Genomic DNA, 23,241 nt, shown 5'->3' with positions numbered 1-23,241 from the left:
ACTTTTCTAACAATAAAACATACATTCATAACGGACGGCTTTTCCATTTTCAAAAGTGATCATAAATAGGCCTGCGTCACCATCGGGGATTCGATAAACATGCGGGGCACCGATCCAGTCGGTCGAAACCAGATGTCCAAAATGTTTCACAAATTCCTTTTCATCATAATTCATATCGATTCGCTCCTCTCCCATCCACAAGGCTAGCTCATTGCTGAGGGTAACCTGATATACGGACCCAAAAACTTTTCCCTTGACATTTTCTTCAAATGCCACGATATTATTATCAGATCGATAATAATATACAGGTTCCCAACCGCATTCGGGCATATCCGGAATAACCGATACTTTTTGCATCTGAAGTTGCTTCATCTGACTTTCTGTTATCTTCCCATCATAAAGAAGCAACCCCTTCCAATCGAAATGCATCCGTAAAGATGTCACCTGCTTCTCCACCACATCGAATGCCGGACGAACTTGAAACCAATCTGCCAGATACAATTCAAAATCAATATCAACTTTCGGGTCCTGTAATCCAGCATTTTCGAATGACTCTTTCCAAAATGTCAATGCCTGTTTTAATTTTTTATCATCGGTCCAGGCAATTTCCCGGAGTCTTCCTACCCATAAAATTTCCTGTTTTTGATCCTTACCTTTTACTTTGAGATATTCTTTTAACACTTTATCATAGGTCAATTCCGCACCTAGAAATTTTGCCTGAATGAATTCTGGTCTCTCATGAAAGTGATCACCCACATATACCCAACCGTCCGTGTAGAGCGGAAAGTAATCGATACAGACCAGCTCATTGAGTCTTGCTCTTCTTACTGCAGTGCTTGAAACATCTGGAGCTTTACGCACCCGTAATTCCGATACCTGAACAAAAAAATGAGGGCACTGGCTTCCTTGTGTACCCCGATAGAAATATTGCGCAGGTTCACCCGCTGATCGCTTACCAAACATTGCCCGTTGGAGAGGTTGCTTCATTATAAACCCAATATCCCCATTACTCACCTGCACCTTATATTGTGTTTTTGTAGAGTCCAAAACATATACAGGAGCTTCCGTCGGAAATATCCCCAGCAGATCCATTTTGTTATTTTCGGTTCGATAGAGATGCCCCCATTCTGAAGTGTAAACAGGACGATCACCGGCCGATTGAGCAACAGTATCAAGTGTTGTAAAACAAAGTAACACAGCAAACAAACGATATAGTCTTCCCAACATAAATATGGTATTATTAATTATTAAAAGATCTTAGCAATAATAATTCTTATATTCGACAGTTCACCTCCATGAGACAAAAATAAACGAAAACCACGGCAATAAAATCACTTGAATCCGTTATTTTTTTAAAATTATAATAACGAAATATTGTACTATACAAATTTTCTTGAGTCAATATTGGCCTAATTTATAGAAATCAGGTGCAATGATACCCGACCCTATTCTTTTTCCAAGAAACCAATTTGCTTTTCAAGGGCAAGAATTGTCTTCTCTTGTGTTCTTATCGTCTGTTCCAAAGCATTGATCACTTTATTCATTGCCTCGTCCATCTTAATTGCATTATCATCTGGGCGCTGCTTGGAATGTTCAAGAGAAACCCTTTCATCACCGTTACTGTTCCTATACATTTCACCTGTACCCATCAGTAACCAGGTTGGACATATATCATTATATTTAGTTAAGATCGCTATCATTGCATCCGAACTAAGTGCTGAAAATTTTTGAACGCCTTTAAAATTAGCATAAGAAAATCCCAAGCCTTCAAAAAAAATAGCTTTGCTTATCCCCTTACTTTCTGCAATTAATAACACACGTTCTTTAACTCCCGACATGATTTCTCTTTTTTAACCTATACTTTATGATGCAACACAGCGCTCTCATCATTATAACCTCTTAACTCGCAATTTCTGCGTGTTATTTTACGCTATTTCAATATTACTTTATCCCTACTTAAATATCACCCCGTATGGGTTACTCCTTTTTTGACGATGTATTTTCCTGTTCGTAAACTGATAATTGTCGCTCCATGAAGGAAATTATCTTTTCCTGGGATTTAATTGTTGCATTTTGAGATGCTATTACTTGATGTAAGGCATTAATTACAGCATTACTAATGCCTTCCTGTTCGGCTGTTAAGTAGGTCTCATTAAATTCTTTAACGATTGATTTAGCACATAACATAGCTCCTTCACCTCTTAGTAACCATTCTGCTGAATAATCGGGATAATTTTCTAACAAGCTGATTAGCCACTTTGATTGAATATCTGTCCCGTTGTTCAGGGCTCTTGTAAAAACGCCTTTACTGGCCCCAATAGTAGCTTCTAAAGCAGAAACACTCATACCTTCCCGATCAGCAACAAGCTTAATTCTCTTCAAATAATCACTCATATGTGCAAATTTAATCTTAAAATAATTTGTTTTGACTTAAAATAATCCCTAAATTAGTTTTATGAAGATAATTAAAACCATTTTAAACCAAAATTTCCATTATGAAAAATACGCAAAAGAAACTAAAAGCGAAACATTTTCGCTATTTAAGTAAAAAGAATATCAAAAATCCCATGATCTACATCCGTGATTTTTTCCAACAGCAAACTGATATCATTAACTGGCAAAAGGATATCAATCTCTTTGTAACAACTGGAGCTTATCCAGCGATGTCGACCGGTGGTTATCCCGAAAATGGCTACAATTGCCATCAAATGATTAAGCAGATGGAAATAGCTTATGTTATTTTTAAACAATGTGGACTACCCAAACATAAGAATCCCTTAACATTATTTGACACAAGAAAAGATTACTTCAATTATTCGTATGGACCTGAATTCACTTGTAATAATAAAAAAAGCCCCTACGATTTGATTCGTAAGTTTTTCTCTTATCAGCCCTTACAAAAATGGTATAAAACCATGGATGGCCTGATGGAACAGCTAACTTTAAAAAGATCTATCGGCGATGAACATTTCGGTGATAAAATTGTCGTTATTCGCGAGTTTCTCATTCGTTTGGCGTACGCACTTTATTATATCTATGAGCATGGGGGTATCACTATTCCTCTACCTCCCTATGTTCATATGGAATCAAGGAAACCACGTGAAGAAGCGGAATCAAATAATGAATCATTAGACGATCCTCATGATATACGAGATGAAGAAAAAATGTCGGAAATAAACTCGACAAAACTGGAAACAGAGAATAAGGCGCAAATATAAAAGAAGGAGCTACACAGAAAATAACAGGACTATATATGGAAGCAACAGATCATCTTGACCCGGTAAACACTTTAAAAGAGAACATGACCTGTATTCAGCCAACCTTACAATCTCTATAATCTTAAAAAAACAGAGCATTTAACGAAAAAAATATGTTATAAAACAAATAAATAATAAGGCGTCTGAATACAATGTTACATTTCATCTCCATTCTCACCAAAAAGATGTGACAAGAAATAACACAAACTAAAATGTAGCAAATGAACACAACATACCCCCCTTGATATAGCCTTTCAGACAGCCTATTTAATGCTACCCAACAGCATAATAATCCAATATTACAATCATGAAAAAAAAAACTAAAATGGAAAGAGTTTAGGTATTTACCTAAATATACCTTTAAGAATTATTCAAACTCTTTAGAGAAATTTGCAAAAAGCAATACGGACTGGAGTAAAAATTTCAACCACCTTGTTAATATTTCTGTCAGTAGCAGGATGCGCTGCCAAGATTTCAACTATGGTTACATTTATATGAATATCGGTTATGCAATCGACCTCGCGTGGTTGATTTTCATCCAATCAGACCTACAAAAATGTAAGAAAAAAGATTTATTCTTAAATCATAAACACGAGATAGCTTGTTCGTGCAATAATAACTTAGGAATCTATCCTCCTGATTTCTTAGCTCGAATGTTTCGTTTCAAAACTCATAGAGAATGGTACGAAATCATGGATGAATTAATAGAAAGTTTTTCCATTACCTCATTAAAAGATTCTTTCATACAAAGTGCGGACAGTATAATTCCCATTGCACAATTTCTCACTAATCTTCCCATTGCTCTGCAGACGATACATGCTGTGGGAGGAATAGAAAAATGTTTGGAGCATAAATTAAACTCAGGAATAAATTAGATAGCTAAAAAAAGTAAAAGCCCTCTAAAATATTATAGAGGGCTTTGTTTTGTTATTTTCATATATCATTTACCAAAATTTATTACGAAGTACTACCGATCAGAAACTACGTCTGGATAAGGAACAGAAGCTTTAGTATTTTTAATAATTGGCATCTGAGCATCTACATGTCTTAAATAGCCTCCCAGCTTATGTGATAACCTTTTTACAATTTTGGGATTATTCATCGCAAGATCTTGCTCTTCTCCGATATCGTTCTTGATATTAAACAGTTCTTTTTTCTGCGTTTTATGCCAATAGATCAGTTTCCAGTCACCGTCTCTCACTGTACTTGTTGCACCTATTCCGGGTCCAGTCTCGCCCCAGCTATTTGGAAAGTGCCAATATATGGCCGATTTACGATTTACCTGCTTATTCGCTTTCAGTACAGAAATAAAATTTTCTCCGTCTATATGTTGCACAGTTTTTGTTTTTTTAACTCCTGCCATGTTCAATACTGTCGGAAATATATCCTCTATTATAACGGGATATTCCGTTACCGAATTTTCTTTAACAACAGCGGGCCACTTAACCAGCATGGGTACTCTTATCCCACCTTCATATGCCGATCCTTTGCCACTTTTTAAAGGTTCATTCCATCTGTGTTTTTTACATGTTCTGCCACGATCCTGTATCGCATAACCACCATTGTCAGAAATAAAGAGGATGATCGTATTATCAGTCAAATGTTTACTTTCCAAAAAATCCATCATATCGCCGAGGCTCTTATCCATACCTTCTACCATTGAAGCATATTGTGCTTCAACATGAGTGGCTCCTTTATCAATATATTTCTGATAGAACCGTTTATCTGCATTAAAAGGTACGTGCACTGCATAATGTGACATATACAAAAAGAAAGGTTTTTGATTTGACAATGAGTCATTCAAAACTTTTAGTGCTTTTTGCGTCAATGCTTCTGTCAAGAATATATCCTGACCGTAATATTCTTCCAAACCCGGTACTCCCCAAGGACTTTTGGGCGTTCCATCTTTATTATTCCCAAAATTTTCTGTTCCCAGAAAGCTACCAGGACCACCCGCTGCATGACCGGCAATATTCACATCAAACCCCAAATTTATAGGATCAGCTCCAGGTGTTCCCACAGCTCCAAAGTGAGCCTTTCCTGCATGAACGGTTAAATATCCGTTTTCCTTTAATAGTTGAGGCAAGGAATTGACAAATACAGATCGCTCTATGGTATCAACGGGTTGCATACCATTTACGTTCCACAAAGGAAAATCCAACTCATCATCTTTAGCATCTACGGAAGCATTTCTGTTTAATGTCCAATTGGTCACCCGATGTCGTGCGGCATTCATGCCACTCATTAAACTTACCCGGCTTGGAGAACAAACACTACTGGCATAAGCCTGTGTAAATTTCATACCTTGGTTCGCCAGACGTTCCATATTCGGTGTCTGATAAAAATTGTTTAACGGAGTTTTTTCTTTCCAAAAAGGAACCGAAGTATCTTCCCATCCCATATCATCTACGATAAATACGATAATATTCGGTCGTTCTTTCGTTTGGGCATGAACTTCGCCACTTCCGAGTGCACAAGAAAATAATAACAGGAAGAAGGTTGATTTTTTAAATAGCATGTTTAGATTTATATGTCCTAATTTACAAAGTATTATTCTTTAATCAAATTTGATTCATAAATTCAAAAGCCCTCTGAGCAGATCAGAGGGCTTCCTGTTACTATTAATTTCCCCTAGTAATGGATATATCTTTTAAAAAATTATTATTTAGCAAAAGCTTCATTTACGGCCTTTCCTCTCCAGGTCGGAGGCTGCTCAAGCTCTAAGAACGATAAATTAAAATGATTCTACGGAAGCACAAGCTCACAAAATATTACTTTATTAAAATTTCAAAACTTATTACACCCAATCTAGTTCTTCATCTGAATCTGGAAATTCCGAAGGACGGTTTTCTTTATTTGTTTCCTCTTCAAACTTGCAGATCTGACCGTTACGAATCAATATGGCATCAAATATTTCTGCAGTCATATATTTTGTGTTTAGGGTCAGAAATTCCTCTTTACGATCTGTAGATAATAGCCACATCCGTACGGTGGCCACACATAATAATAGCACATTGGGTTTATCTTTAATGGAAAAAATGACCGATCGTGATTCGACATCATCACCCTTAACTATAACCAACTCTTTACTTGAACTTATATCAACTGTATTTTCATCATCTATGGACACTTTAATGATATGCATCTTCAGAATAACTTTTCTTACTCTTTCAGGAAGTGTATCTAGTTCACGGGCTAAAATCGGTGGAGTACTTATACATAATTCTTCTTTCTCCGCGTCAAAATTTGTTGTGGGATAATTCATAAAGAAAGTTTGCCAACTGGTCTTTGGTGAAAAACGGAAGTTCTTTAGCGGATTTATGTTCCCGTATCCTAATTTCAATTGTCCTAGATCATGTTGACGATCATTTCGAATGACCATGTAAAGCTTCTTTTTGAGACGTAAGAAGGATTCGTACTTAGCGGAATCATCTTGTATGATTTTCATCTGCTTATAAATCCTGCTGGCTAATGTATTGGAGTATGCGAAATCTGCTCCTGCTAATTTGCTGTTCTCTGACAAATTATAATCTTTTCCTTTTTTTCGATATGGATTCTTAGGTTTTTCGAAATCGAACATGATTTATGCTATACTGGTTTTACTAAAAATAGTTTATTTATTGGATAAATACAATTATTAGCTTTATGAATCAACTAGCTCATATCTCTACATTCAGTAAATTTAAGTGCGTAAAAGTCCATGTAAGTCCGTAGAAGTCCGTGAAAGTCCATACTTTACTCGGGATTGAGTCGGTAGTGCCTTGACATTCATAGGAAACACCTTCGGGACTGGTTCGACTCTCCTTCGCCTATTGTTCGGGAGGGGTTCGGCAAGGAGGCAAACAAACGCCGAACAGAAGGCATACCATCGCCGAACTTGTCTCCTACTTGTCCCGAATGATTCTCAAGTGATTCCCGAACGAGCGTCAAACGACTGCCGATTAATGGCGTGTTTTAATTGGTTTTAATGAAAATGATGTACCACCTGTAGAATAGGTGATTTTCTCCTGTATTACATCAATCTTTATAAAGGACATATTTCTGACGCATCTTTTTATAGCTCTCTAAACCTGCTTTCCAGCTTGCTCTTATTTCTTGATCGCTCACATTGTTCTCTATCTGCTTTCGAAACTCGTCCACCCCAGCCAGCTTTTCTATACTACCGATTTGCTTGGAATAGCTCTGGTCGAAGAATTTATCTTTTTCTGGGGATTTATTGTACATTTCTTTTATCCATGAAAGATTGATCTCTTTGCTGTCAACGAGACTTTGCAAATCATAATCTCTTAAATCTAATCCGTAACAGACTTCATTCATGAACAGTGGTGTTTCACTCATTCCTTTTTTACTAACGGGTGTGAAGGAAAATGTGAAGATTCCTTTATATATCGGACTGCCAACAATGGTGAATGGAAAATCTGTTCCGCGGCCGTGATTCAGTTTGGTTCCTTCAAAGAGACAGGTACTGGGGTATAAAATTATGCTCTGTTCGGTATTGAGATTTGGTGATGGATTTACGGGTAATCTATATAGCATACTATGGTTATACCCTTCTATTGGAATGATCTTCAATTTGCATTTACGGTCTGTTGCCATCCACTTCTCTCCGTTGATCATCTGTGCAAATTCGGCTGTGGTCATACCGTGGGCAATAGGTACCGGGAATTGTCCAATTCCTGATTTATGTTTCATATCGAGTATAGGTCCGTCAATGAGGTAGGCATTGGGATTGGGTCGATCAAGGATAAGTAACTCTTTATCATTTTCGGCACATGCTTCCATTATATCCCGTAAGATATTGATATTGGTATAAAAACGGACGCCCATATCCTGCACATCAAAAATAAAGACATCGACGTCTGCTAAATCTTTTGCTGTTGGTTTTTTCTTATTTCCGTATAGGGAAATTATAGGGATCTGTGTCGCTGGATCTCGTTCGTCCGACACTTCGGCTCCATTACTTGCATTTCCTCTAAAGCCGTGCTCTGGTCCAAAGATCTTGACAATATTGACTCCTCTGCTCAAAAGGCTATCGACCAGATGACGTTCTTTTATTACTGTTGATGGATTGCCTAAGATGGCAACTCGTTTATCTTTTAAATAGGGTAGGTATTTTTCCGTCTGTTCTGCTCCGGTTCGCATCTGATCGTTGCAATAGTTTAATTTTGTCTGTGCTTTACCAATGTTTAGCATCATACAAATGGCTATCGTAAAACTGACTAATTGTTTAGCATTCATCATAATAGGGTTACAAATGTGATCTACATAAAGATAGTGATTTCATTTGTTTGGAGGTGAGAAAAAAATTGGGGTATAAAAAAGACGCTTAACTCATACAGCTAAGCGTCTCGTTTTATATTCAAGAAGAAGTTATGGTTTCACTCTTGTGACTTGAGGTACGATTACATCGATTGTATAATTCCCTTTGTAGTAAGTCCGAAATGAGAATCTCGGATTACAAGAATAGGTATTATATGGAAGTCCTAAGCTATCGTCATATTTCACATACTTTGCTGGAATTCTATAATAGTAGTTATATCCATTTCCTAAAGAATATAATGGGAATGGCATAACCCCATAGGTAAACTCAATGCGGTCATCAAATAATGTAGTTGTCATAGCATAATCTTGCATAGTCTGTAAAAAGCCTCCTGCAGTACCCGAATTAGGTCTTCTTTCAATTTCACCCGACTTTGGATTAAAAGGAATGCCATTTTTATCCAAAAATCGAACAGTTATTTTATTGCCAATCGTATCTAAAGCTGTAACTTTAATATGATCCGCATTACTAGGGATTGTCTTTGTTGTTGTCTCAGCCCCTACTTTCATTGCACTTGTAGATCGAACAGCTGGAACTTCAAAAAAAGGTGCATCTATTATTTTAAATTCACCAATCTTAGAATAAATTCGTGTTCCGGTACTATTTTTAATTTCTAAATCAAATGTGTAGTTTCCTTTCGGTAGATTTATAGTGTGCTTGTTCGTTTCAATAGCGCCAGATAACTTGTTTATGCGCAAAGGTGCCATCACCGTATCTTTCATCTTTGCATAGATTAGCTCTAATGATTTGTCGACTTTGGGATCATGTAAAGAAGTCCAAATTTTTATTGGATATGTTTTTTCAAACATACTAGTTACATCTTTTCCGCTTTCCTTTTCATAAATCTTCAATAATTTATACTCTGTCGGTTTAGAAGAACCTGCAGGATTAATAGCTGTAGAAACTTGCACCCACCCCTTTTTTACTTCTATAGGTAAAATTTCATACCGAACGATATCACTTAAATTTCCCTCAGGCAGCTTTTTGCAACCTGTCGCTATTAGTAATCCTATAGCTAGTGTATATAGTAAACTCTTTTTCATCTTGATTATCTATAAAAGAATAAATTATGGGCGTTGTTCAAAACATGGACGACACCGGTTGTTGTCTGCGCATTAGAAGTCTGAACTAAAATACGGTTACCAATTGGGTCTACAATTTTGGTGACATCAAAATCATTACCAATAGGTTTAAAGAGATAAGTAAAATACACAACTTTAGGAACAACAGATGAATTAGGGTTATACCCTAAATTAGGATCTTCAGTTTCTTCATATGAAACAATGAATTCTCCACCCTTCACATTATTATATTTCTTTCCTTTTGCAATTAAAATATCATTTATTAAGTTTTCTTTTGCAATATAGATATCTAATGAATCTGCAAATTTCTTTAATTCATATTTTATAATTGAATCGACTGTCCATTTTTTATTAGGATCAACATTTTGAATGGCTCTTGTCTTTGCTTGCACATAATTATTCACGACATAATCTGTCGGCGCAAAAAATGTGATACCTGGCGCATTGATCTTTTCCTTAACACCTGCTTTGTCTATTAACATCAATACGGTATCAAATACGCCGTATTTATTACTCTTCATCCAATCGTATGTGGTCATATTAATTTTTGGATTATGCAACTCACCACCTACAAAATAACCATCCTTTTTACACGAGCTTATTGCTACTAAAATTGTTAAAAGGACACAAATATTTACAACTATTTTTTTCATAACTCTTATATTTAATGATTTGCCCAATACAGATTTTGCGTTAACTTTTCATTTTGAGGTAAAAGTGCCCGCATATTTAATGGCCAGTAATAGCCTTGTCCCGCAATACGTTCTGCCGTATAATAGACCGAGTATTCATCAATTTTATCAAACAGATTCATACGAATTAAGTCAAACTGAGTTGTTCCTTCTCCAATTAATTCTCTTCTTCTTTCTCTGAAAATTTCTTCAAAAAGAGGTTCTCCCGATAGTATGGTATCTTTTAACCCGGCTCTATTTCTTATTGTATTTAAATCATTTAAAGCAACAGAACTTTTCCCATTTTTAAAACTTGCTTCCGCCCTAAGTAAAATCATATCTGCTAATCGAATTAATACCAGATTATTATTTACTGCATAATCAGTAGTATTATTGTTATAGAACACTACTCGATCATATTTTTGAAGAACTTTTTGCTTACCATTATTTGGCATTGGAGCAGAAATCGCATCAAAACGAGCTTCTGGAGTTTTAAATTCTGATTCTAAAAATTCAGGATCTATCTCCCAAACAGATGGAATTCCTTTTCCTGGAACATTTGTACTTGTCAAAAAGGCATTAAAGAAATCTTTACTCCATTCTCTGCCTGTTTCTGCGTAAAGCATATTGATTTCAAAAATTGATTCCTGAGAATCACCTTGCCAGATTTTTTTATAATCTTTTATATCCTCTAATGCATAACCGCCTTTTAAAGTTTCTGCGATATACTTTTCTGCATTTACGTAATCATGTTCCCAAGCGTAGACTTGTGCTAATAACGCATTGGCAGCTCCTTTAGATGCAAAACTCTTGTTATCACCTTGATTCAAATTTGCAACAGCAAAAACTAAATCTTCTTTACAAAATGCTAGTGTTTCTGATTGCGGACTTCTAGCCATATCAGGGATATTCTGCGGATCCTTAAATGGTTCCTTTACCAGCAGTACATCTCCCCACACGCGTTGCATATAAAAATAAGTATATGCACGTAAAAATTTCGCATTTGCGATGTATTGATTTTTTTCGTCTTCACCATCTACAAATAAATTTACATCCATAGCCGTTGTATTATCAACGATCAAATTACATTGATTGATGATTTTATAAAAACGGGTCCAGTCCATTACACTACCTTCTAAATATGGTGCATAACTAAATTTATAACCTTTACCTTTAGAAATGTCAGCATAATTCCAATAATCAGCTCCCGTTTTTAGTAAACCTGATGCAATATCTCCAAATATAAAATAAGAACGATCTGCTCGAAGACCATCCCGTAAAAGTGCATAAGCTCCCAAAGTTGCTTTATTTACATTTGCTCCATCTATCCAAAACACCTCATCATAGGTACTTCCCTGAGGAGTCAAATCAAGGTATTTTCCGCAGGAAGATCCTAGCATTAAAGCGCTAGAAATCCCAATAACCGATAATATATATTTAAATTTCATGTTTCAATTTTTTAAAAGTTAACTTCTAAACCAATCGTGTATTTTTTAGGAAGTGGGTAAGCACCACCACTATACTCTCCTTGTGGAGATACCAATTCCGCATCTGGTACAGAGGCTTTCTGAAAAGTGTGTACATTATCTAACATTGCGTAGAAACGAATGATACGTGCTCCAATTCTCATACGATCCACAATCTTCTTGGGAAGAATGTAACCCATTGAAATAGTTTTAATCTTAAAGTATGATCCGTTTTCATTAAACATCGTACTGAACGGTAGGTACTGATAAAAATACCCCCCAAATGGTGCTATGGATGGAAAGCCAGCTTGATAATTGGGGTCTTTCGCTTTCTCTGGTGTCCAATAATCCACACCTTCCAGATCCGGTAAACGATTATTTGTAAACTTATAAATATTTGCTCCAACGGCATCAAATTGATTACTTTTCAAATTGTTGATGATATCTCTACCTAAAGTGAAAGTATTCAAGACACTAAAAGAAAAGCTTTTATAAATAAATTCATTATATAAACCACCAGTAAATTTTGGGTTTGGATTTCCTGTTAGAACTAAATCACCATCCGCAGCTCCCTTATCTTCATCACTCCAAACATCCCAATCTTGATTAACATCATTCCAAATTGGATATCCCGGTTTTACTATTTGTCCACCTTTAAAATAGGTTATAGGCAAACCTGTAAGAGGATTAACTGGAATTTCACCTGGATGAGAATATACACCGTCATATCTCATTTGCGCCCATTGATAAATAGGACTTCCAACTGTATACATCAACTGCTGATTATAATCTCTTGAATCTGCATAAAAGCTACGGTCACCAAATGGTAATGAACCGATACGATTTTTGTTAAACGTTAAATTTAAATTTGTATTCCATTGCAATTTGCTTTCTTTAGAAAGATTATGAGTGGCAATTGTTAAATCAAAACCTTCATTGTAGATCGTCATAGGCACATTAAACGACAATTTCGTATACCCAGTATAATATGGGAAAGGAAATGCCATAATTGGATCTTTCGTGATCTTACGATATGCATCAAATGTAATATTTAGGCGATTATCTAAAGTGAATAGGTCAAATCCAATGTTTGTTTGCTCCGACTTATTCCATGTCAAAGTATTTAAAGTCAAAGGTTTTACAAATGACGGATATGAGAAAGTCTCTCCGTTATACGTATCAGAAGATGAAGTCCAAATATTAAAAGGAGCATAAAAATCTGTCGGTAATGTACCTGACAAACCCCAGCTTCCTCTTAGTTTCAACATATTGATCCATGAGGTGTTTTTTAGAAAATTTTCATCTGAAACTACCCAGGCTGCAGAGACCGCTGGAAAATAACCCCATTTGGTATCTTTACCAAAACGTGATGAAGCATCTGCTCTCCATGATGCATTAACGATGTATTTAGACTTATAATCATATGAAACTTGTCCCATATAAGACAAAAGGCCAGACTCCATAAGATTGGTGTTAGCATAAAGATTCTTTTGCGCTACCCCCTGTATTACTTTAATATCATCTGTTGGTAAATGATAACCTTCAATAGAATGTGACTGTTGCTTATCATATTGGAAAGACTGCATTCCAGTTAAAATGATGCTGTGTGTCTCATTGAAAGTTTTATTGTAGTTTAAGATATTTGCTAAATTATAGGTATAAGCATTTCGTCCAGTTGAACTTGCATAACTCACATCATTATTTAACTCTTTAGGTTGAAACCGATCGCGGTTATCCAGATTTACCTGAGCAGAGGCTTCAAGCGAATATTGCAACCCTTTAATAATATCAACATAAGTTTTTGAAAAAATATTGAGATTATCTGTTTGGTTATCATCTTTCAATTTATCAAACTGACCGTAATAAAAATCATAATCAGCCTTACCCAATCCAACAAATGATGACGGCATCGCACCTTGATTGATAGGAACTACTTCGTTTATTCCTTTTCCTAAACCACGCTTTCTATTAATTCGGGCTGTTGAAAACATTAAATCAGATTTTATGATTGGAGACAACGTAAATCCAAAATTACCTCGTAAGGAATAGCGTTTGAAACCCGTATTGCGAACAACACCGTCTTCATTATAATAACCCGCTGAAACACGATAATTTACGGCTTCATTTCCACCAGAAATACTTGCATCTGCATTATCGATATTTCCTGTCGTGTAAAAGAGATCTTGCCAATCGGTCGCATTATTATAACTTGAATTTAAACTATCTGTCAAAGGCTGTGTAATCCCGCCCATTTGTGAGTAGTTTCCATACTGCGACAAAATATCCATTTTTGTACGACGTTCTGTTGCCCCGGCTAATGTGCGTTGCAATTGAGGACGCTCTGTAACACCTTTATAGTACGAAACACGAACCTGCGGTTTACCCGATCGACCTTGTTTGGTTTTGATCACGATAACACCATTAGCTCCACGAGATCCCCAAACAGCCGTACCTGCCGCATCTTTTTGAATCACAATACTCTCGATATCGTTGACATTGATACCCGCCACGTAGTTTGTTCCTGTAGCACCAGCATTTGCCAAGTCACTAACTGATAATGGCATTCCATCAACAATATACAAAGGCGAGCTCATGGTATTTGCCAAATCAATTTCAGAGTTTAAATCAGGAGAAATGGTTGAGTTACCTCTGATGGTAAATGTGTTACGTGCTCCTGGTTCACCTGTAAAGTTCTGAATGTTTACCCCCGCCACACGGCCTTGTAATAAACTCTCAAAACTTGGCGCAGGTAGATCTTCGATTGTTTTTCCAGAAATAACCTGTACTGCACCTGTTGATTTTTTTGCGGACTGTCTTTGGTATCCTACTACTACAACCTCATCCAATGCCGAATTATCAGTAGCTAGTACAATATTGATCCCTTTTTCAGATTGAACCTGCTGTTCTTTGGACTTAAAGCCAATACCTCTGACCACGATGGTTGTCGGTAATTTATGAACTTTTAGTGTAAATACGCCATCACTCCCGGTGGCGGCCTGGTTGGTGGTTCCTTTCTCGGATACTGTAATCCCAGGTAGTACCCCTCCTTTGTCGTCTTTTATTGTTCCAGTAATATTAGTTACCTGTGCAAACAATAAATTACACGACATCAAAAAGAAGAGAAAAATTGGTAAAATTTTCTTCATAACAATTGATTTGGTTAGTAAATTTTAGGTTAATTTACAGCAATTGAAATGGTAACTCAAATTTTACATTGGCTTAATTTTCATTTTAAACAAAAGAATTAACTTGATTGTATCGCAAACGATTGTTCTATTTTCACGCAAACGTATGCGCAATCTTTACTATTTTTTTCCTCAAACGGGGAAATTTTTACATTTTTTAACATATTAATTACATTGAATTTTTCCCATTTCAAGGAGTATATGGGCATTTGTTGTTTCGTAATAATTCAAACGGTTTTTTTATGAAACAATATATTAATACACTATGCAACTAAATTTTAGTGCTTAAAAATTCCATTTTTCACAAATACTAAACATGAAAACTTTATGAAATTATTTTACCAAATAAATGTTCCTGAATTTTAGCTCGTTAAGGATTTAAACATAAAAAATAAAACCGTTAAAGTTTATAACTTTAGCGGTTTAGATCGTTACATTATGTAATGATAAGATTTTCCCTATCCGAGCTGACTAATGACCTGATTGCTTTCTATATTATGGAGGTCTAAAACATCAAAAATTTCTGTTTCTTCATAGCGTGTGGCAACGGAAAGAAGAATGTCATCACAATGAGCTCTAAATGTTTCATGCACAAGTTCCACGGTGTTATTTTCGCCTGAAAGGTGCGTTAGCATTAAGTGTTTGAGACGAGATGTTCGGTATTTGTTGAATAACTCTAACGCAACTGCATTGGAAAGATGGCCCCAGCCGCTGCTAATTCTATTTTTTAGAAAATAGGAATATCGCCCGTTTCTAAGCATCTCTTCATCGAAATTGGATTCTAGCAATAGTACATCTGCATGTTTGATGACATGCTGCACATTTGAACACGGACGGCCTATATCGGTCAACACACCAATATTATGCGTTCCATCGGAAATCAAAAAACTGCAAGGTTCTTTTGCATCGTGATATTTAGGTATACCATAAATCTTCATCTCTCCGATCTCAGTGACGGCATCTGGGGTAATGATGTGCACCAAATGACCGGGAAGATGCAATCTTGTTCCATCGTAACTGCCTTGAGTAATATACACCGGTATATTATACTTTTTGACAAAAACAGATAAACCCCGAATATGATCCGTATGTTCATGGGTAATAAATACGGCCTTGATCTGAGTTGGAATTATACCTAGATTATACATACGGAGATGAATGTGCTTATTATTAATACCTGCATCTACTAGAATAGCTGTATCGCCTTTCGCGATATAATAACAATTTCCATTACTGCCCGAGGCAATAGCACAATACTTCATATGTATTTCATTTATTCTTTATTGACATTTATATTGCATGATCAGACCTCATTCATGCAACATAAATATTTTTATGACAACGGGTTCTTTAACATTAACATTCCGGTAAACTTAACGGAATCTGTACAGCCAAACCGCCATCTGCCGTTTCTTTATATTTAACGTTCATATCTAACGCGGTCTGCCACATGGTCTTGACAACTGTATCGAGACTGACTTTGGCTTTATCCGGGTTGGATTGCAGGGCCAACTGCGCGGCTGTAATAGCCTTTATTGCACCCATGGTATTCCGCTCAATACACGGTATCTGTACTAAACCTCCAATAGGATCACATGTTAGGCCCAAATGATGTTCCATGGCGATTTCAGCGGCCATAAGCACCTGTCTTTGCGATCCGCCGAGACATTCGGTCAATGCTCCAGCTGCCATTGCTGATGATACTCCAATCTCAGCCTGACATCCGCCCATAGCGGCAGAAATAGTTGCTCCTTTTTTAAATATGGAACCGATTTCGGAAGCGGTTAGAATAAACTGAATAATTTTATCTTCTGAATCTCCATTATGGAAGGTAATAAAATATTGCAATACAGCAGGAATAACACCAGAAGCCCCATTTGTTGGTGCGGTAACGACCCTTCCAAATGAAGCATTTTCTTCATTAACGGCCAAAGCAAAACAACTTACCCAATCCAAAATATATTGAAAATTCTCTCCTCCTGCTTTTATTGCTGCGATCCAGCTTTCATAATCGTGATAGCTTCGGTTTTTAAGCAATCGCTGATTCAGTTTTGCGGCTCTTCTTTCTACATTAAGTCCTCCTGGTAGTGTTCCCGCGGTATGGCAACCACGATATATACATTCGTATATAGTTTTATAGATATTTAATACTCCGGCGCGCGTCTCTTCTTCTTCACGCCAAGCATGTTCATTTTCTAAGACGAGTTCTGAGATTTTCAAACCTGTCTTACGGCACCAGTGCAATAAATCTTGAGCGGTATCTACCGGAAAAGGTAGATCGACCTCTGTTGAGGAACTGCTCTCATCATTTTCCTGAACAACAAATCCACCACCAATTGAATAATAGGTTTCACTAAGAGCTTTTCCATTATTCAAAAATGCCTGAAAAGTAACTGCATTGGGGTGAAAAGGTAAGCTTTCACTATATAAAAAAAGCAAGTCTTCTTTGTATGTAAATGGAATGGTATGTGTACCAGCCAGACGCAACTGATTTACAGATTTGATATGTTCTACTTTTGGTGTTACTTGATTGACATCAAAAGTTACAGGATCATCTCCGCTTAAACCTAACATCACAGCAATATCAGTTCCGTGCCCTGTACCTGTTTTAGCTAAAGATCCATATAATAATATCTTTACAGATTCGACGTTATTAAGTACATCCTTATCCTGCAATACCTTTGTGAATTGCTGTGCAGCACGCCAGGGACCTAAGGTATGTGAACTGGAGGGTCCAATACCTATTTTAAACATATCAAAAACGGAAATTTGCTCTTTGCTCATGCTATACTAATAAAGCGCTATAAAAATAATGTTTTTAGGACAGTCCAAAAACATTGCAATTTACAGAATATAAAACAACCACAAAGTTCTTACAAAGATTTAATACTTTATCAATAAAGCTTAATTATCTTTGTTAACTTATCATTAAACAAATGAGAATTAAACACGTTCTGCACTTACTTGGAGTATTTTTTTTAATAGCATCAACAGCACAACTTTCATTCGCTCAACCTGGTCCCAAAAGAGAAGTCCGTGGTGTTTGGATTGCCACTATAGGTAATATTGACTGGCCAACAGTCGCCACTGGAACCAATGTTGAAAAACAAAAGCAGGAGCTGATACAAATACTTGACCAGCACAAAAAATCGGGTATGAATACTATTCTTTTTCAAATCCGACCGGCGGCAGACGCTTTCTATGGTCGTGGTAGAGAAGGCTGGAGCCGTTATTTAACCGGGAAACAAGGAAAGGCTCCTGAACCTTTTTATGATCCTTTGGATTTCATTATCGCTGAATGCCATAAAAGAGGGATGGAGCTGCATGCCTGGATCAATCCTTACCGTGCTTCCACAACTTTAAATCCGAATCATTTTTCAGAAGATCATATCACGAAAAAGAAACCTGAATGGTTTTTTACCTACGCTGGAAAAAAATTATTTAATCCGGGAATACCGGAGGTACGTCAATATATCATCGATGTCATCATGGATGTCGTCAGTAATTATGATATTGATGGTGTTCATTTTGATGATTATTTTTATCCTTACCCCGACAGCCGCAACACTGCTATTCCGGACCGCCTAACGTTTGGCCAATACAGCAACAACTTTTCAAATATAGAGGATTGGCGCAGAAATAATGTCGATGTGCTTATTCACGATCTGGGCGTTGCGATCAAAGCTAAAAAACCTTATGTAAAATACGGTGTCAGTCCTTTTGGTATCTGGGATAATAAGGATGCAAACCGTGACGGTTCTAATACACATGGTTTAAGTGGTTACCGGACTTTATTTGCGGATGGCGTGAAATGGATCAAAGAGGGTTGGATAGACTACATCAATCCCCAGATTTATTTTCCTTTCCAAAACCGTGCTGCCGCTTATGAAATTCTGGTTGAATGGTGGCAACATCATACTTATGGCCGACACTTTTATATCGGTCATGGTGCTTATCGCGTGAATGAGCAAAAACCTGGATGGACTGACCGAAGCCAAATTCCGCGTCAGATCCGTTTTTTACGAGAACAACAGAATGTACAGGGAAGTATCTTCTTTAGTTCAAAATCTTTAACGGACAATCTTGCCGGTCTTCAGGATTCTTTGCAACGTAATCTATATAAAACATCGGCTTTGCCTCCGACGATGCCGTGGATCGACAGTATCCCGCCTAATGCACCTTTTGGGTTACAGTTGAGGTCTTCAGAAAACACAAAATTAAATCACCTAGTCTGGCAAAAACCTGATCGTGCATCTGATGGTCAATCTGCTTATGGCTATATTGTTTACCGATTTAAAGAGGGGGATCAACCTGATTTGAATAATAGTAAGAATATCATCCATATTTCTTATAATGAGGATGACCTTCAATTTGATGATAGTGACCTGGAAATACATCAACAGTACTATTATATGGTGACGGCACTGGACCGAATGAAAAATGAGAGTGAACCATCTAACATAAGAAGTACCCAAAAAACTCATCTATATAGTACAAATCAAGAAGTAACGCGGCAACAATAAAAAGTTATACAGTACTGGTTTCAAAATATGACAAAAAGAAAGCCGATTAGTATATAATCGGCTTTTTTATTATTTTAATAAAGCATTACGGTATTCATCTGTTATAGCCGGCAATTGGATTTCTTGTCCTTCATTTTTTAAGGAGTCTGCAAATGCATTGGTATTGGCTATTGCTTTCAAATAAGCTGCAACCACAGCATCCGAAACCGCAATTTCTTTTCCTTCTTTGATATTTGCGATATATTGATTGTCGACCAATTTAACTTGTCCAAAAAAACGATAAGCAGCGGCTTTTAATAGTCCTAAATCTTCTTTCGACAATTCTTCAATTCGAGCTCCAGGAGGCAATTTAACCTCTATAAAGGCTTTGCCTTTCGCCAAAGTATCAATGGGATTGTCTAATGGGATTGCCGCTAATGAGGCAAGGTTCAGAACGGGCACTCCCGCTTCTTGTTTGTTTTGGCAACTGACCATTAACACGGTCGCTACGATAAGGGTTAAAAAAGTACGCATGTACAATAGTAAACATAAAAAGGGCTTTTCAACGAATTGAAAAGCCCTTTTTAAGATATCCTTACACTGCTATTACTTTAGTAATTCTGCTAATTTAGCTTCTAAAGCTTCACCTCGTAAATTAGAGGCAACAATCTTTCCTGTCGGATCGATTAAAAAGTTCTGTGGAATACCACGTACTTCATATAAACCTACTGGAGCAGATTTCCATCCTTGCAAATCTGACACTTGTGGCCACTGTCCTAATTGATCGTCTGCAATCGCTTTCAACCAGGCGTCTTTTTTACCTGGATTATCTAAAGAGACTCCAAATACAGTAAAGTTCTTGTCTTTAAATTTATTAAATGCTGCTACAACATTAGGGTTCTCTTGGCGACATGGTCCGCACCAGCTTGCCCAGAAGTCTAATAATACATATTTACCTCTTAAAGAAGAAAGAGAAACCTGATTACCTGCAGTATCAGGCAATGTAAAGTCCGGCGCTACTGCTCCGATTGCTACTGCTTTTAACTTTTCAATTCTTGTTGCTAATTCTTTACCTTTTTTACTGTTTTTTAATTCTGCTGATAACGCTTGATAACTTGGAATAATCAATGAATTGACATTTTCAGCATCTAATTTATCTCCTAATAAATCCAATGTAATGAAACTTGATTTATTATTTTTAATAAACTGCTCGTCCACCAATTCTTGTTTCTCATTAATTTCTCCGGCTTCTTTTTGCAGACCTGCAATAAAAGTCTGGTCATTACGCTGTTCTTCAGCAGCTTCTGAATAACGCTTATTTAATGCCTGAAACCCCTCTGAGAAAGGCTTAACAGCAGTTTGGTATTTTGCAAAATCATTATTGATCGCATTACCCGAAATAACTGCATTTTTCATCTCACCAGTAGATTCTACTTTGATCACTCCAGTTGACAGGTATACTTGTGTCAAATCAGGATTTTGTATTTCTTTGATGCTAGTTCCGTCTGCTGAAAGAATTAAGTACGCTTTAACAGGTCCAGCAACTGTACCGTTAAATTTAAACTGTCCACCTGTTACTGTTGTTGAATCTATTTTGCGCGCATTGTTTTCAGCATATTGCATAAACACTTTTGCTTTATCTGTCGCTCCTTGTATTTTACCTGTTACGGTAAAATTCTCTTGTGCAAAAATTAAAGTCGGGATAAGTCCTAATCCCAATAATATTCCTTTTTTCATCTGTATATAATTTGATATTTATTACTTCATTTACACGGTTTGGATTACCATCTGCCGCTGGCACCGCCACCACCGAAGCCACCGCCACCAAAACCGCCGAAACCACCACTATCTCCACCGCCACCAAAGCCGCCACCTCCGGAACCGCCTCGTCCAAGTGTATTTAAGAGTGTCCACCAAAACAAATCGGAAGTTCCTGTACCATTCATGACTTTACCACCACCATTTCCACCGTTTCCTCCTTTTCTAGAAATCACTGCGATGACAATGATCACAATCACAATCACGATCAACATCTTTGAAGTGCCTCCTTTTCCTTGGGGTTGCTTAGGATCTGCTTTATACTCTCCTTTGGTATAGGAAATCAGAGCATCAGTTGCCTTATTAACTCCTGAAAAATAATCCTGCGCCCGGAAAGCTGGCTTTATTTCGTTTTCAATAATTCGATGTGCGATCGCATCAGGAACAGCGCCTTCTATACCGTACCCTGTCTGAATAGTAACAGCACGATCGCCAATTGCGGCAAGCAACAGAATACCTGTGTTGTACTTTTTATTTCCTACGCCCCACTTTTGAGCTAGTCTTACGGCATAATCACTGATATCATAAGATCCTGTTGAATTCATCAAGACTACCGCAATCTGTATGGAGGTAGAGTCTTCAAAAGCCAGTAGTTTTTGCTCTAACTGCTGTACCTGAGTGGGCGATAATGTGTTTGTATAATCGTTGACCAATCTGTTGGATGTCGCCGGAAAATCGTCCTGTGCAAATACACCTGCAATACTAAATAGTACTGCGACTGCCGTCATGACAACAAAACGTATGGCTGACAATCTAATTTTGGTCAATGACCTATTTTCTTTTCGTTTATCCATTTTTTATTTATCGCCAAAAACAATATCATTCGGTAATTCATTAATATCATCGTCTTCTCGTGGATAAAATTTCGCCAGTTGTTCGCCTGCATGCTCAATGCCTTGGATCAAACCATTCACATATTGTGCATTCCGAAATTCCTGAACCATAATTTCTTTCGTTTTCTCCCAGAAATCGTCCCCTACTTTCTTATGAATTCCCGCATCTCCTATAACGGAAAATTTATGGTCTTCGTGTGCTAAGTAGATTAAAACTCCATTTCTTAAAGCGGTCTTATGCATATCCAACTTTTCAAAATAGTGGGTTGCACGATCGAAAACTTCTCCAGGACAGTGTTTCTCAACAACCACACGGATCTCACCGGAAGTTTTATTTTCCGCAATACTGATCGCATGTACTACTTTTTCCTGCTCTTCTGATGAAAATGTTCCCATTACTAAAGTCTTTTTTAAATAAAAAAAGATGAATGCGTGCACAAATTTCGGCCATCATTCATCTTTTCTAGTAAACTAATACGCTGTATTTAGAAAGATACTGCTGGCGCTTTATCCGCACCTTCTTGTGCTGTGAAAGTTCCTTTTGCTTTAAAGCCAAACATGCCAGCCATCAAATTGTTAGGAAAACTTCTCACAGTTGTATTGAACTGCTGTACCGCTTCATTGTAAGCTCTACGTTCGGTTGAAATTCTATTTTCAGTACCTTCTAATTGCGCTTGCAATTCTAAAAAGTTTTGATTTGCTTTCAAATCTGGGTAAGCTTCTACTGTAGCCATCAACTTACTTAAAGAACCTGAAAACTGGTCCTGTACTTTTTGATATTGTGCAATTGTTTCTTCATTCAAATTGGTAGGATCTACCGTGATAGAAGTCGCCTTGGCACGTGCTTCAACAACAGCTGTTAATGTACTTTCTTCGTGCTTTGCTGCTCCTTTTACGGTATTTACCAAATTCGGAACTAAATCTGCACGTCTCTGATATGCATTTTCAACTTGAGCCCATTTTCCTTTTACATTTTCATCTTGCGATACCATTGTATTGTATCCGCATGAACTGAAAGATAATGCGACCATTAAACCAAAGAATGCGACTAATAATCTTTTCATTTTTTGTTGAATTAATATATTTCAAATTAAATTTTGATAGAAA

The 23,241-nt window shown here is 36.9% G+C and carries 20 protein-coding genes; 3 read left to right on the top strand and 17 right to left on the bottom strand.

Annotated features, from left to right (window positions below):
* Positions 1-6 precede the first annotated feature (6 nt).
* From M2265_RS18470 to M2265_RS18460, 3 genes are all read right to left on the bottom strand, one after another.
* Entirely contained in the window at positions 7-1,227 is a 1,221-nt protein-coding gene (locus M2265_RS18470) for a hypothetical protein (RefSeq protein WP_132769404.1), read from the bottom strand.
* 218 nt (positions 1,228-1,445) lie between these two features.
* Positions 1,446-1,838, bottom strand: coding sequence for a hypothetical protein (locus tag M2265_RS18465; protein ID WP_021191970.1), 393 nt, complete (start codon positions 1,836-1,838; stop codon positions 1,446-1,448).
* A 139-nt stretch (positions 1,839-1,977) separates the two neighbouring features.
* Positions 1,978-2,394: a hypothetical protein gene (locus M2265_RS18460; protein WP_132769405.1), complete on the bottom strand. Its 417-nt coding sequence runs from the start codon at positions 2,392-2,394 to the stop codon at positions 1,978-1,980.
* A 101-nt stretch (positions 2,395-2,495) separates the two neighbouring features.
* Between M2265_RS18460 and M2265_RS18455 the strand changes: the two genes are divergently transcribed.
* Positions 2,496-3,218 (top strand): hypothetical protein, encoded by a 723-nt coding sequence (locus tag M2265_RS18455; protein ID WP_021191972.1) that lies wholly within the window; start codon positions 2,496-2,498, stop codon positions 3,216-3,218.
* A gap of 497 nt (positions 3,219-3,715) precedes the next feature.
* Positions 3,716-4,132, top strand: coding sequence for a hypothetical protein (locus tag M2265_RS18450; protein ID WP_165905863.1), 417 nt, complete (start codon positions 3,716-3,718; stop codon positions 4,130-4,132).
* A 92-nt stretch (positions 4,133-4,224) separates the two neighbouring features.
* Here M2265_RS18450 and M2265_RS18445 read toward each other — a convergent pair whose 3' ends face one another.
* From M2265_RS18445 to M2265_RS18405, 9 genes are all read right to left on the bottom strand, one after another.
* Positions 4,225-5,775, bottom strand: a complete 1,551-nt coding sequence (locus M2265_RS18445; protein WP_132769408.1) for a sulfatase — start codon at positions 5,773-5,775, stop codon at positions 4,225-4,227.
* 279 nt (positions 5,776-6,054) lie between these two features.
* Entirely contained in the window at positions 6,055-6,837 is a 783-nt protein-coding gene (locus M2265_RS18440) for a hypothetical protein (protein WP_132769416.1), read from the bottom strand.
* A gap of 437 nt (positions 6,838-7,274) precedes the next feature.
* Positions 7,275-8,453, bottom strand: a complete 1,179-nt coding sequence (locus M2265_RS18435) for a DUF1343 domain-containing protein (RefSeq protein WP_243655409.1) — start codon at positions 8,451-8,453, stop codon at positions 7,275-7,277.
* Between the two features lie 174 nt (positions 8,454-8,627).
* On the bottom strand, positions 8,628-9,620 hold the full coding sequence (locus M2265_RS18430; protein ID WP_132769418.1) for a DUF5007 domain-containing protein: 993 nt from the start codon (positions 9,618-9,620) through the stop codon (positions 8,628-8,630).
* 5 nt (positions 9,621-9,625) lie between these two features.
* The gene (locus M2265_RS18425) at positions 9,626-10,312 is read right to left on the bottom strand and encodes a hypothetical protein (protein ID WP_132769420.1); all 687 of its coding nucleotides are present in this window, start codon (positions 10,310-10,312) and stop codon (positions 9,626-9,628) included.
* An 11-nt stretch (positions 10,313-10,323) separates the two neighbouring features.
* Entirely contained in the window at positions 10,324-11,778 is a 1,455-nt protein-coding gene (locus tag M2265_RS18420) for a RagB/SusD family nutrient uptake outer membrane protein (RefSeq protein ID WP_132769422.1), read from the bottom strand.
* A gap of 11 nt (positions 11,779-11,789) precedes the next feature.
* Positions 11,790-14,942 (bottom strand): SusC/RagA family TonB-linked outer membrane protein, encoded by a 3,153-nt coding sequence (locus M2265_RS18415; protein WP_132769424.1) that lies wholly within the window; start codon positions 14,940-14,942, stop codon positions 11,790-11,792.
* Positions 14,943-15,439: 497 nt separating this feature from the next.
* The gene (locus tag M2265_RS18410) at positions 15,440-16,243 is read right to left on the bottom strand and encodes an MBL fold metallo-hydrolase (RefSeq protein ID WP_132769426.1); all 804 of its coding nucleotides are present in this window, start codon (positions 16,241-16,243) and stop codon (positions 15,440-15,442) included.
* A gap of 94 nt (positions 16,244-16,337) precedes the next feature.
* Positions 16,338-17,765: an L-serine ammonia-lyase gene (locus tag M2265_RS18405; RefSeq protein ID WP_021191985.1), complete on the bottom strand. Its 1,428-nt coding sequence runs from the start codon at positions 17,763-17,765 to the stop codon at positions 16,338-16,340.
* A 152-nt stretch (positions 17,766-17,917) separates the two neighbouring features.
* Here M2265_RS18405 and M2265_RS18400 point away from each other — a divergent pair, with 152 nt between their 5' ends.
* Entirely contained in the window at positions 17,918-19,504 is a 1,587-nt protein-coding gene (locus M2265_RS18400; RefSeq protein ID WP_132769428.1) for a glycoside hydrolase family 10 protein, read from the top strand.
* Between the two features lie 69 nt (positions 19,505-19,573).
* Here M2265_RS18400 and M2265_RS18395 read toward each other — a convergent pair whose 3' ends face one another.
* The 5 genes from M2265_RS18395 to M2265_RS18375 all read right to left on the bottom strand — a co-directional run bounded on the left by M2265_RS18395 (position 19,574) and on the right by M2265_RS18375 (position 23,198).
* Positions 19,574-20,017, bottom strand: a complete 444-nt coding sequence (locus M2265_RS18395) for a hypothetical protein (RefSeq protein ID WP_132769430.1) — start codon at positions 20,015-20,017, stop codon at positions 19,574-19,576.
* A gap of 72 nt (positions 20,018-20,089) precedes the next feature.
* Positions 20,090-21,220: a TlpA disulfide reductase family protein gene (locus M2265_RS18390; protein ID WP_132769432.1), complete on the bottom strand. Its 1,131-nt coding sequence runs from the start codon at positions 21,218-21,220 to the stop codon at positions 20,090-20,092.
* Between the two features lie 44 nt (positions 21,221-21,264).
* A complete protein-coding gene (locus M2265_RS18385; protein WP_132770060.1) occupies positions 21,265-22,029 on the bottom strand; it encodes a TPM domain-containing protein in 765 nt (254 codons plus the stop codon).
* Positions 22,030-22,098: 69 nt separating this feature from the next.
* Positions 22,099-22,530 carry a TPM domain-containing protein gene (locus M2265_RS18380; protein WP_021188861.1) on the bottom strand — a complete coding sequence of 144 codons (432 nt, stop codon included), beginning with the start codon at positions 22,528-22,530 and terminating at the stop codon, positions 22,099-22,101.
* Between the two features lie 89 nt (positions 22,531-22,619).
* Positions 22,620-23,198, bottom strand: a complete 579-nt coding sequence (locus tag M2265_RS18375) for a LemA family protein (protein ID WP_021188860.1) — start codon at positions 23,196-23,198, stop codon at positions 22,620-22,622.
* Between the last annotated feature and the right edge of the window lie 43 nt (positions 23,199-23,241).

Origin of the sequence: Sphingobacterium kitahiroshimense, assembly GCF_025961315.1 — a bacterium.
In the GTDB taxonomy this organism is placed as follows: domain Bacteria; phylum Bacteroidota; class Bacteroidia; order Sphingobacteriales; family Sphingobacteriaceae; genus Sphingobacterium; species Sphingobacterium anhuiense.
The sequence above is the reverse complement of the archived record's forward strand: the minus strand, read 5'-3'. Positions and strand labels throughout refer to the sequence as shown.

What these genes read in the sequence shown, in the direction of transcription:
- M2265_RS18405 (WP_021191985.1), bottom strand. Translation starts at nt 17,765, where the DNA reads ATGAGCAAAGAGCAAATTTCCGTTTTTGATATGTTTAAAATAGGTATT.
- M2265_RS18380 (WP_021188861.1), bottom strand. Translation starts at nt 22,530, where the DNA reads ATGGGAACATTTTCATCAGAAGAGCAGGAAAAAGTAGTACATGCGATC.
- M2265_RS18395 (WP_132769430.1), bottom strand. Translation starts at nt 20,017, where the DNA reads ATGCGTACTTTTTTAACCCTTATCGTAGCGACCGTGTTAATGGTCAGT.
- M2265_RS18385 (WP_132770060.1), bottom strand. Translation starts at nt 22,029, where the DNA reads ATGACGGCAGTCGCAGTACTATTTAGTATTGCAGGTGTATTTGCACAG.
- M2265_RS18440 (WP_132769416.1), bottom strand. Translation starts at nt 6,837, where the DNA reads ATGTTCGATTTCGAAAAACCTAAGAATCCATATCGAAAAAAAGGAAAA.
- M2265_RS18445 (WP_132769408.1), bottom strand. Translation starts at nt 5,775, where the DNA reads ATGCTATTTAAAAAATCAACCTTCTTCCTGTTATTATTTTCTTGTGCA.
- M2265_RS18455 (WP_021191972.1), top strand. Translation starts at nt 2,496, where the DNA reads ATGAAAAATACGCAAAAGAAACTAAAAGCGAAACATTTTCGCTATTTA.
- M2265_RS18425 (WP_132769420.1), bottom strand. Translation starts at nt 10,312, where the DNA reads ATGAAAAAAATAGTTGTAAATATTTGTGTCCTTTTAACAATTTTAGTA.
- M2265_RS18415 (WP_132769424.1), bottom strand. Translation starts at nt 14,942, where the DNA reads ATGAAGAAAATTTTACCAATTTTTCTCTTCTTTTTGATGTCGTGTAAT.
- M2265_RS18430 (WP_132769418.1), bottom strand. Translation starts at nt 9,620, where the DNA reads ATGAAAAAGAGTTTACTATATACACTAGCTATAGGATTACTAATAGCG.
- M2265_RS18470 (WP_132769404.1), bottom strand. Translation starts at nt 1,227, where the DNA reads ATGTTGGGAAGACTATATCGTTTGTTTGCTGTGTTACTTTGTTTTACA.
- M2265_RS18410 (WP_132769426.1), bottom strand. Translation starts at nt 16,243, where the DNA reads ATGAAGTATTGTGCTATTGCCTCGGGCAGTAATGGAAATTGTTATTAT.
- M2265_RS18465 (WP_021191970.1), bottom strand. Translation starts at nt 1,838, where the DNA reads ATGTCGGGAGTTAAAGAACGTGTGTTATTAATTGCAGAAAGTAAGGGG.
- M2265_RS18375 (WP_021188860.1), bottom strand. Translation starts at nt 23,198, where the DNA reads ATGAAAAGATTATTAGTCGCATTCTTTGGTTTAATGGTCGCATTATCT.
- M2265_RS18460 (WP_132769405.1), bottom strand. Translation starts at nt 2,394, where the DNA reads ATGAGTGATTATTTGAAGAGAATTAAGCTTGTTGCTGATCGGGAAGGT.
- M2265_RS18450 (WP_165905863.1), top strand. Translation starts at nt 3,716, where the DNA reads ATGCGCTGCCAAGATTTCAACTATGGTTACATTTATATGAATATCGGT.
- M2265_RS18400 (WP_132769428.1), top strand. Translation starts at nt 17,918, where the DNA reads ATGAGAATTAAACACGTTCTGCACTTACTTGGAGTATTTTTTTTAATA.
- M2265_RS18435 (WP_243655409.1), bottom strand. Translation starts at nt 8,453, where the DNA reads ATGATGCTAAACATTGGTAAAGCACAGACAAAATTAAACTATTGCAAC.
- M2265_RS18420 (WP_132769422.1), bottom strand. Translation starts at nt 11,778, where the DNA reads ATGAAATTTAAATATATATTATCGGTTATTGGGATTTCTAGCGCTTTA.
- M2265_RS18390 (WP_132769432.1), bottom strand. Translation starts at nt 21,220, where the DNA reads ATGAAAAAAGGAATATTATTGGGATTAGGACTTATCCCGACTTTAATT.